Source organism: Saccharopolyspora elongata (assembly GCF_004348985.1).
Classification (GTDB): domain Bacteria; phylum Actinomycetota; class Actinomycetes; order Mycobacteriales; family Pseudonocardiaceae; genus Saccharopolyspora; species Saccharopolyspora elongata.
In genome coordinates this window covers 23,582-33,287 of the sequence record NZ_SMKW01000096.1, presented here as the reverse complement: position 1 = coordinate 33,287, position 9,706 = coordinate 23,582, and the positions used below count along the sequence as shown (strand labels likewise).

The 9,706-nt window shown below is 64.9% G+C and carries 9 protein-coding genes; 4 read left to right on the top strand and 5 right to left on the bottom strand.

Translation table 11 applies throughout. The features are described from left to right. Positions 1-209: 209 nt before the first annotated feature. Positions 210-860, bottom strand: a complete 651-nt coding sequence (locus E1288_RS40615; protein ID WP_207954834.1) for a GPR1/FUN34/YaaH family transporter — start codon at positions 858-860, stop codon at positions 210-212. Between the two features lie 218 nt (positions 861-1,078). Beyond that, entirely contained in the window at positions 1,079-2,071 is a 993-nt protein-coding gene (locus tag E1288_RS40610) for a class I fructose-bisphosphate aldolase (protein ID WP_132493988.1), read from the bottom strand. A gap of 908 nt (positions 2,072-2,979) precedes the next feature. Here E1288_RS40610 and hxlA point away from each other — a divergent pair. Beyond that, positions 2,980-3,606, top strand: a complete 627-nt coding sequence (gene hxlA / locus E1288_RS40605; protein ID WP_207954833.1) for a 3-hexulose-6-phosphate synthase — start codon at positions 2,980-2,982, stop codon at positions 3,604-3,606. 133 nt (positions 3,607-3,739) lie between these two features. Continuing rightward, positions 3,740-4,483 (top strand): ribulose-phosphate 3-epimerase, encoded by a 744-nt coding sequence (rpe, locus tag E1288_RS40600; RefSeq protein WP_132493987.1) that lies wholly within the window; start codon positions 3,740-3,742, stop codon positions 4,481-4,483. A gap of 58 nt (positions 4,484-4,541) precedes the next feature. On the opposite strand, the gene E1288_RS47545 is transcribed toward rpe, so the two are convergent. Further along, on the bottom strand, positions 4,542-4,784 hold the full coding sequence (locus E1288_RS47545; protein WP_165968525.1) for a hypothetical protein: 243 nt from the start codon (positions 4,782-4,784) through the stop codon (positions 4,542-4,544). 222 nt (positions 4,785-5,006) lie between these two features. Here E1288_RS47545 and tkt point away from each other — a divergent pair, with 222 nt between their 5' ends. Together tkt and E1288_RS40585 are read left to right on the top strand one after the other, a co-directional pair. Continuing rightward, positions 5,007-7,139 (top strand): transketolase, encoded by a 2,133-nt coding sequence (gene tkt, locus E1288_RS40590; protein WP_207954832.1) that lies wholly within the window; start codon positions 5,007-5,009, stop codon positions 7,137-7,139. Positions 7,140-7,296: 157 nt separating this feature from the next. Continuing rightward, the gene (locus E1288_RS40585) at positions 7,297-7,539 is read left to right on the top strand and encodes a hypothetical protein (protein ID WP_132493985.1); all 243 of its coding nucleotides are present in this window, start codon (positions 7,297-7,299) and stop codon (positions 7,537-7,539) included. 244 nt (positions 7,540-7,783) lie between these two features. Here E1288_RS40585 and E1288_RS40580 read toward each other — a convergent pair whose 3' ends face one another. Together E1288_RS40580 and E1288_RS40575 are read right to left on the bottom strand one after the other, a co-directional pair. Next, positions 7,784-7,993, bottom strand: a complete 210-nt coding sequence (locus tag E1288_RS40580; RefSeq protein WP_132493984.1) for a hypothetical protein — start codon at positions 7,991-7,993, stop codon at positions 7,784-7,786. Between the two features lie 120 nt (positions 7,994-8,113). Further along, positions 8,114-9,598, bottom strand: coding sequence for an ATP-dependent 6-phosphofructokinase (locus E1288_RS40575; protein WP_132493983.1), 1,485 nt, complete (start codon positions 9,596-9,598; stop codon positions 8,114-8,116). Positions 9,599-9,706 lie beyond the last annotated feature (108 nt).

Sequence of the window (9,706 nt, the reverse complement as noted above, 5' to 3'; positions counted from 1 at the left end):
CAGCGCTGTTCAAGCGCAAGATTCGTCAAGTCTCCGGCAAGCCTGACGTGATAGTCGTACTCACGTGGCGAATGCATGGTCGGAAACTCCGTCGGGATATGAGGCGTATGACGAGGTCGGAGAATTCGCAACGTTGTCCCAGGAATACGCACCACTTCCTCCTCACATTGGCGGAGGCGGTCTTGTACCGCCTTCGCGCTTCCAGACTGTCACCGGCCCAGTACCGGGCGGCCGAGCGGCAGCCCGCGGCCCCCTGTCGACAGCGACATCACATGGAGGAACAGGTAGCAGCCCAGAGCAGCAAAGGTGAAGACTACGTATCCACCTGCGGTTTTCAGTTCCGCAGAGCCCTGCAGTGTCGCAAGCAGGACGAGAGCGAGGGCAGCATCGATCAGCGCGAACAGCAAGGTGTAAGCGGCCGGAAGGCGCAGCGTCGCCAGGGTTAGGAGCGCCACGATGACCGACCACGAAATCAGGAATAGGGCCTGGGTGGTGGTGGCGCTGTCCGAGGGAACGCTGAACCAGTCGTGGCTCAATCCGAGCACGAGGATGCCGTAGCTGAGCCAGAATCCGGTAAAGATGCCGAAAATGGATGCGACCGCGCTTTGGCCGATCCCGGCTGCCCAGACCGCGGCGACGAGCTGGCCGATTCCGGTAGCGGCGAGAATGATCGCCACTGGTGCTCCGACCGCTGCGGACGGCACGTAGCCGACGAGAGTCAAGCCAAGGGCGATCGAGCCCACGATGAACGTGGGAACGCCGACGGTCGCGGGGTCACCGGACAGTGGCCCCGGCCTCGGCTCAGGTTCTTGGTGCGCGGGTCTCGCGTGGTCTTTTGCAGCTGTGTCTGATGTGGTCACGATCCGCTCCTTTGCGGTGTTCGCGGCGCCGTCCAGAGCCGGATCGGCTTTGCCGGCTTCGAGTGGACGACGATCCTGTACCAGGCCTTATTCGGAGTATTCGGGCGGACGTTGGCTAAAAGGACTAGGACACCGGCCGGACCGGCGACTATGTTGCCGATCCGGCCGTGCTCCTTATATTTCAAGCCGCTGGCGCGCATGGCCGGAACGTCGGCCGATCAGCCTTTGCTCTCGGCGCGTGCTGCGGCGTTCGCGACGGCTCGCTCGGAGAGCGCCTTCTGCGCGGCATCCCACTTGCCGTGGTTGCCCCGCCACGTGTCCAGAGCCGGCCCGACCAGGGCCCGTCCGAACGAGTAGGTCAGCTCCCACGGAAGCTGATCGAGGTTCTGCATGGCCCCGAGATGGTTCGTCGCCACTTCCGGGCTTTGGCCACCGGAAAGGAAGGCGACACCCGGCACAGTGGGCGGCACGGTATCGCGCAGGGCGTCCACTGTGGCCTGGGCGACCTCTGCTACGGCGGGCTGCTCCGAGCTGTCCTTCCCCGCCACCACCATGTTGGGTTTCAGGATCATGCTGTCGAAGTCCACCCGCATCAGAGCGAGTTCGTCGAACAACGACCGCAGCACCGCCCTCGTCACCTGCTGGCATTGCGCCAGCGAGTGGCCGCCGTCCATCAGCACCTCGGGTTCCACGATGGGCACCAGCCCGCCTTCCTGGCAGAGACCGGCGTACCGTGCCAGCGCGTGCACGTTCGCTCGCACCGCACGGTTCGTGGGCAGGCCGGCGCCGATCGTGAATACCGCGCGCCACTTGGCGAAGGTCGCCCCGAGGCGCCGGTACTCCCCGACTCGTTCGCGCAACCCGTCGAGGCCTTCCGTGACCTTTTCGTTCGGGGCCCCCGCCAGCGGCTTGGCTCCGGTATCGACCTTGATGCCAGCGAGAACCCCGATATCCGCGAGAGCCTCGGGAAAAGTCTGCCCATTGGACAGATTCTGGCGAAGAGTCTCGTCGGCGAGGATGATTCCGCTGACCGAATCGGACAGCTTGGGGGTGGTGACGATCAATTCGCGATAAACGCGCCGGTTCTCCTCCGTCGGCTCCACTCCGACGCTTTCCAGTCGCGACGACATCGTTCCGATGCTCTCATCGGCAGCGAGAATCCCGCGTCCATTAGAGACCAATGTGTGGGCGACTTCAGTCAAGGTTGACATGTGTTGTTACGCCTCCTCGCGTACTGCACTGGACCGATTGGCAATATCGGTTCTATGAACTGGCGAATGCTCATTGCGTATTTTTTGAATGTTCGGCTCGTGGTGTGGCTTGACTCCGTGGTCTTCATCCACAACTAGCATGCGCAACCGGTTGTTTTGAGACTGCACGGATCTGCACGTCCGGGTCAACCTATGCGGCACGAAGAGAGGTTTCGGGGGCACGAACGGTTTCGAATCACGGCCAAGCGGGCATGCTTCTGCGCCTCGCTGCGACCATGGTTGCGCGGGCCCCGTGGGCGCAGGGCTCCGGTGCCCACGGGACCCGCTGTACCTCCTTTCGGACTTCCGTGGACGGGCCACCCGGGGCCGGGCAGCCCAGCTCCTGTTCGGTCGGGGAAACGAACAGGACATCCTCGTACGGACCGCCTGTCATCCTGGGGGAAAAAGCCCTCGTGGGTCGCGGGGAATGACCTTGAGCTCTGAGCGACACCGCGGGGACGTAAGCCAGCTGCAATCGGAGTGCCTTGCCAATTGTGCTTCTCAAAAATATCCCGCGTTCTTGCGGATCATAACCATGATCGCGGCCTAGCGCAGACGTGAGGCCGCTTGGACGCGTGTAAGAACCGCCCGTCGTCTTTCGGCATCCGTTCGTACTGCACAGGTTGACCTGGGCGCGCAGATCCGTGCAGTCTCACAACCTGTTATGCGTCCTAGCTGTGGCTGAAAACTGCAGAGCCGAGGAAGGGGCAGCATGGAGGAATCAACGACGGGTATCTACCGGACAGCGTCGTGATTTCCCAGCCATTCTGACCGGAATCTGGAAGCAGTCAGCCAGCTCTGGGCGGTTGAAATGTTCATCCGCGCCTGAACCCTGGACGTCACCGATCACCACTGATGAGGAGAATACTGTGCAGCTGCAGGTAGCAATGGACGTCGTAAAACTCGACCAGGCTCTGACCCTGGCGCGTCAGGTCGCCGATTCCGTGGACATCCTCGAGTTGGGCACGCCGCTGATCAAGTCCGAGGGACTCAGGGCGATCACGGCGATCAAGGCCGCGCACCCGGACAAGCTCGTGTTCGCGGACTTGAAGACCGCCGACGCCGGTGAGCTGGAGGCGGGTCTCGCCTTCGAGGCGGGGGCGGACCTGGTCACGGTGATGGGTGCGGCGGACGACGACACGGTGCGGGGGGCCGTGGCTGCCGGCCGCAAATACGGCAAGGACGTCGTTGCCGACATGATCACCGTGGTGGACGACCGCGTGTCCCGGATCCTTGAGGTCTCGAAGTTCGGGGTGTCGTTCGTCGAGATCCACGCTGGGCTCGACGAGCAGGCCCGGCCCGGCTACACGATTCAGGCGCTGCTCGATGACGGCCAGAAGGCCGGGGTCCCCTTCTCGATCGCTGGTGGTATCACCGTCGAAACCATCGGCTCGGTGCGGGCTGCCGGCGCGAGGGTAGCGGTAGCCGGTGGGGCGATCTACAACGCCAAGGACCCGGCTGCGGCCGCGAAGGCCCTCAAGAGTCGCGCCAGCTGATAGAGCCGAACGTGAGTTCGGCACATGGTGTTGGGGGCTGCATCGATTTTCTGCCGCCCCCAACACGTTTCCGTACTCCGCCGGGCGGAGTGGCTTTCAGGAGAGCCGGACAAGTGATCAGGAGGAGCGCTTGATGGTTGATGAGCCGGGTAGTGTTTCGCGCGGAGGACCACGGCGCTCCGCACCGAGCTGGTCGTTGAAAGAGCCGGAGCTGGTGGCCTCTGTCCTCGGCGCCGATTACGCGCGTCTCGGCGATGAGGTGGCCAGCCTCACCGACGCGGGGGTCGACCGCATCCAGTGGGACATCATGGACGGACGCTTCGTCCCGAACATGACGTTCGGCCCGGATGTTGTGGCTGTGTGCCGTCAGCACAGTCATCTGCCATTCGAAGCCCATCTCATGGTGCAGGATCCGGATCCGATGCTCGCTCGTTTTGCTGCGGCTGGCTGCGAGACCATTATCGTGCACGCCGAGACCTGTCCGCATCTGCTTCGAACCCTTTCCACGATCCGTGACCTCGGAGTGGAAGCGGGAGTCGCCGTTAATCCGTCCACTTCGGTCGACTTCCTTCGCCATGTGCTCGATCAGCTCGATCAGATCGTGGTCATGACTGTCAACCCTGGATTCGGCGGGCAAAAATACATCGCCAGGATGGAGGAAAAGGTCTCAGAGGTTCGCGCGTTGGTGGACCATTCCGGGAGTCCGGCGCGGATCGAGGTGGACGGAGGAATCTCGACGGACACCGCGCGGGCGGCCTGGTACGCAGGAGCCGAGCTCCTCGTCGCCGGCTCGGCTGTGCTCGGCCACTCAGGTGGGAAGCGGACCGCAGTGGCCGAGCTTCACCGTGCCCTGGCGCGCCCGGTGCCCGCACCGTGATCGGGCCGTCCGCGCTGTCGTCGTTGTGGAAAAGGGAAGTGGCATGGAGAGCCGAGAGTCAGGTGTTCTGTCCGATACCGAAATAGCTTTGCGCGGAGCCGAGCGTTCCTTGCTGTTGTCCGCCGCGGAAATAGTGCGGTTGCGTTACGTGCATCGTGGCGGTGATGCCAGTCTGTCTCAGACCGCGGCAGGTGAGCTGGCGAACTTTTTCGGGGCCATCGCCAGGGGGCACCCCGCCCTTGACGAGGGCGATCGGAAAGAGGCGATCGCTCTGGCACATCGCGTGATCGATGATGACCATCCCGAGCATTCACGGATGTGGCCTACTTACAGGAGGCCGGGCAGGGTGACCAGAATTGTCCCGTCAGGCAAATGATCGAGAGTGGCGACGCGATCGCATTCGGCGGTCATTTTCTTGGATCGCAAAGGGGATTTCTCGGGCCTGGGATGGCCTGAGTTGTCCCCAGATCGTGGTGGCCCTGGCATATTCATCGTCGACCGAGAGCATCAGGAGTGCGCGTCTATGATCGCGAACCAATCCACCGCCGGCCATCGCGCGAGCGAAGAGCCTGACAACCTTGCCCGCTTGACCACACCACACCTTCCGGACGACTGGACCGAACTGGACCGGCGGGCCGTGGACACCGTCCGGGTGCTGGCCGCTGATGCGGTGGAGAACTGCGGCAGCGGGCACCCGGGTACCGCGATGAGCCTGGCACCGGCCGCCTATGCGCTGTTCCAGCGCGTCATGCGGCACGACCCCACCGACCCGGAATGGATCGGCCGCGACCGGTTCGTGCTGTCGGCGGGGCATTCGAGCCTGACGCTGTACCTGCAGCTGTTCCTTTCCGGCTACGGGCTGGAACTCGAGGACATCAAGGCGTTGCGGACCTGGGACTCGAAGACCCCGGGGCACCCCGAGTACGGGCACACCGCGGGCGTGGAGACCACGACAGGCCCGCTGGGCCAGGGTCTGGCCACCGCGGTGGGCATGGCGATGGCCTCCCGCCGCGAGCGCGGTCTTTTCGACCCGGAGGCCGCGCCGGGCGAGAGCCTGTTCGACCACCACATCTACGTGATCGCCTCCGATGGCGACATCGAGGAGGGTGTGACCTCCGAGGCGTCGTCGCTGGCCGGCACGCAGCAGCTGGGCAACCTCACGGTGATCTACGACTCCAACGAGATCTCCATCGAGGACGACACCCGCATCGCGTTGTCGGAGGACACCGCCAAGCGGTACGAGTCCTACGGCTGGCACGTCCTCACCGTCGACGGAGGCGAGGACGTGACCGGCCTGCTGGCGGCGATCGAGGAGGCCAAGGCGGAGACCTCGCGCCCGACGCTGATCGTGCTGCGCACGGTGATCGGCTACCCGGCGCCGACCAAGATGAACACAGGCAAGGCTCACGGCGCCGCGCTCGGCGCCGAGGAACTGGCGGAGGTCAAGAAGGTACTGGGCTTCGACCCCGGGCAGTCGTTCCAGGTCGACGCCGGGGTCCTGGCCCACGCCCGCGAAGTCGCCGCGCGAGGCAAGGCCGACCACGAGAAGTGGCAGATCGCCTTCGACGCTTGGGCGGCCGACAACCCGGAGCGCAAAGCACTGCTGGACCGGACGCTGGCCCGTGAGCTGCCGACCGGGTGGGCCGAAAAGCTCCCTAGCTGGGAGTCCGACGGAAAGAGCATCGCGACCCGCAAGGCTTCCGCAGAGGTCCTGACCTCCCTGGCCGACGTGCTTCCCGAGCTGTGGGGCGGTTCGGCCGACCTCGCGGAGAGCAACAACACCACCATGAAGGGCGCGGACTCGTTCGGCCCCAAGGCCATCTCCACCGGTATGTGGAGCGCCCAGCCTTACGGACGGACGCTGCACTTCGGCATCCGCGAGCACGCGATGGGCGCGATCCTCAACGGCATCGCGCTGCACGGCGGCACCCGCCCCTACGGCGGCACCTTCCTGGTGTTCAGCGACTACATGCGCCCGGCCGTGCGGCTGGCAGCGCTGATGCGCCAGCCGGTGATCTACGTCTGGACGCACGACTCCATCGGCCTGGGCGAGGACGGACCGACCCACCAGCCGATCGAGCACCTCTCCTCGCTGCGCGCCATCCCGGGCCTGAACGTGGTCCGCCCGGCCGATGCGAACGAGACCGCCGCCGCGTGGAAGGCCGCGCTGGAGGACACCGGCGCCCCGTCCGGTCTGGCGCTGACCCGCCAGGGCGTACCGACGCTGGAGGGCACCGATAGCGAGGGCGTCGCCAAGGGCGGGTACGTGCTCGCCGAGGCCGGCAACGGCAAGCCTGAGGTGATCCTCCTCGCCACCGGTTCCGAGGTCCAGCTCGCTGTCGAGGCCCGCAAGACCCTGGAGGCCGACGGTGTCGCGACCCGCGTGGTGTCCATGCCGTGTGTGGAGTGGTTCGACGCCCAGGACGAGGCATACCGCCGCGAGGTGCTGCCTTCGTCGGTGCGTGCGAGGGTCGCCGTGGAGGCGGGCGTGGCCCAGCCGTGGCACCGCTTCGTCGGGGACGCGGGTGAGATCGTCTCGCTAGAGCACTTCGGTGCCTCGGCCGACTACAAGACGCTGTTCGCCGAGTTCGGGTTCACCGCCGAGGCTGTCACCGAGGCCGCTCGACGCACTCTGAGCGCCGTCCGGTCGAGCTGACGCCCGGCGCCTTTGAAAACAGGTGTCGCGATTTGGCTCGACGACCTGTCCGGACAGCGGATCAGCTCGGCAACCCAGCCGAGCTGATCCGCCGCTATCAACTCGGGGACACAGCCGTCCCCGGCACGGCTTCGAGGGTGAAACGGGAGGCGAAGCGGTGAACAAGTCCACATCCGATCCAGGGACGCCGATCTTCGGCGAGCTGAACAAGGAGCTCGGTGAGCTGCCCGAGATCGAGGTGCGCGAATTCGACTCCTACGGCTTCGACTTCTCAAAGGACACGTCCGGGAAGCCGGCTGTGCAGGAAATGGTCGAGGACAGTACGGGCAACGCCGGCGGTGAGTCGACCAGCAAGTCGGCCAAGGCGGCGGGCGGGCGCCGTCGGCGTACGGAGCCCTGAGCAAAGAGCGAAAGTTCGCACGGCGCAGCATAAAGCACCCGGTCAACGCCGACGACCGGCGGACCTGCGGATTGAGCACAGTCGCCTACTCGCTGCTCGTAGGCATCCACATCGCGTTCTTGGATCGTGCAAGCAACTGGGGGAGTCATGCCGGACCTGGCAGCCAGAGCTCGACGATCAGAGCAGCGAGAACGGTAACGGGGGAGCACGGTGCGCCACCCCTTCAGCCTCGTTACGCGGCTTCTCAGGTGCACTGTCTCAGTTCCACTGTGGATAGTTCGATGCACTGCGGCGGAATTTGCCGCAGCCGGTGGAATACCAGCGCGGTGAACTCGCACTCGATCACCGGGACTTTACCCTTGCGGGCCAGGAGATTCGACTGGCCGAGTTCGTCAACACAGAGCGCGCGTCCGTCATCGTGTGGGGTGTCGTACAGCGTGAGGATGCGGGCCATCTCGGCCGTGAACTCCGTATCGTTGGGGGCGTTCCAGATTTTGGTGGCCTTCCTGGAGGCGCTGCCGTCGCGCAGGGTGTGCGGCAGCGCCTCCAGGCTGACTTGCTTCCCGAATCGGGATCAGGGGAAGCTCCTTGCCGAGTTGATGTCAGGGAGATCGACATCAAGCTGCCCGGCGTTCTGGATCGCAACACCGTCATCCCAGCCCGCCGGTCGACGCACGCCTCGGTGACCGCCGTGGCTCTGCTCCTGGTCGAGCCCGCCGTGTGTCCGTGGCGGAAAGAGGTGGCCGGTGGCTTCGAGTACGGACATCCACAGGTCACCGTCGGGGTCGACCTGGTTGCGATAGCTGATGATCAGTGGCATGGGCACGTGTACGAACCGCCGTCGCCAGCGTACGACGGCGGTTTCGGTACGCCCTGCCATGGCCGCGTGCACCGCGGCATGGGCCAGGCGTAGGCAGTAGACGCTGTCATAAGCATTGGCGGTGACGCTGCGGATGGCGTAGCTCGGGTCGATGTAGCGCACGGTGGGGGTGAGGCCGGCATCGGTCAGGTGGGCGGTGATGCTCTCCCTGAGCAGTGCTCCGATGTCACCGAGCTTGGCGTTCCCCGAGGCGTCGGTGGCGTCGCTCTGAAGGAGGCCACGCTCTGCGAGAAGGTCCTGACCCGCCCCCTCGGCGACGACGATCACCACGTAGCCCTTGGAGCGCACGTGCTGCTCGACGCGGGCCAGCAGGCCATCTGTTCCTTCCAGGACGAATGGGACTTCCGGAATCAGAACGATATCCGCTGTGTTGAGGGCCAGGGACGCGTAGCAAGCGATGAACCCGGAGTGCCGCCCCATCAGCTTCACGATCCCGATGCCGTCCGGACTGGCCGCGGCTTCGACGGAGACCGAGGATATGAACTCGGTGGCCTGCGCGAACGCGCTTTGGAACCCGAAGGACTGATCGGTGAACGGCAGGTCGTTGTCGATCGTCTTGGGTACCCCGATAACAGCGATATCGAGATCGCGTGCCCTGATCGCCGCGGACAGGCGTGTCGCGGCGCGCATGCTCCCGTCGCCACCGATGATGAACAGGACGTTGATGCCTCGTAGGACGAGGCTGTCGACCATTTCGTCGGCATCCTGGGCGCCACGTGAACTCCCCAGGATGGTGCCGCCGGCGTTGTTGATATCGCGGACGCGCTCGGGCGTCAGCTCGATGGTGTCATTGCGGTTTTCGGCGGTCATTCCCCGGAACCCGTTGCGGAAGCCCAAGATTCGCTTGACGCCGTAATGCACGGTGAGTTCCTGGACTAAACCGCGGATGACGTTATTGAGACCAGGGCATAGCCCTCCGCAGGTGACGACACCGGCGCTGACGTGGGCGGGGTCGAAGTAGATTTTCCGGCGGGGCCCGGCGGCCTCGAAGCTTGGAAGCTGGTTGGCGGGGAGGTTGTGCTTGGCCAGCATGGAGACCGTGTCCTCGAGCAGGACACGGTCGCCCTCCGCAACGTAATGTGGGGAAGTCTGCTTAGCGGCGAGCATCTCGGAGAACGGTGAGTCGTAGTGGCACTCACCGAGGCGGCGAACGCGGAGGTCCTCCAGGTGCAATGTCACCGAATCTCCTAAAACGTGATGGGCGTATGGCATGGTCGGCAGGATGGATGCCGTGCAATGTCCGGGCGCGTCGAAAACACCCGCACCGCAACGTCATCCGCACTAGGG

Excerpts from the sequence above, each read along its gene's own strand:
- rpe (WP_132493987.1), top strand. The coding sequence starts at position 3,740 with ATGGTTGATGAGCCGGGTAGTGTTTCGCGCGGAGGACCACGGCGCTCC.
- E1288_RS47545 (WP_165968525.1), bottom strand. The coding sequence starts at position 4,784 with ATGGTCATCATCGATCACGCGATGTGCCAGAGCGATCGCCTCTTTCCG.
- E1288_RS40580 (WP_132493984.1), bottom strand. The coding sequence starts at position 7,993 with ATGGCCCGCATCCTCACGCTGTACGACACCCCACACGATGACGGACGC.
- tkt (WP_207954832.1), top strand. The coding sequence starts at position 5,007 with ATGATCGCGAACCAATCCACCGCCGGCCATCGCGCGAGCGAAGAGCCT.
- E1288_RS40610 (WP_132493988.1), bottom strand. The coding sequence starts at position 2,071 with ATGTCAACCTTGACTGAAGTCGCCCACACATTGGTCTCTAATGGACGC.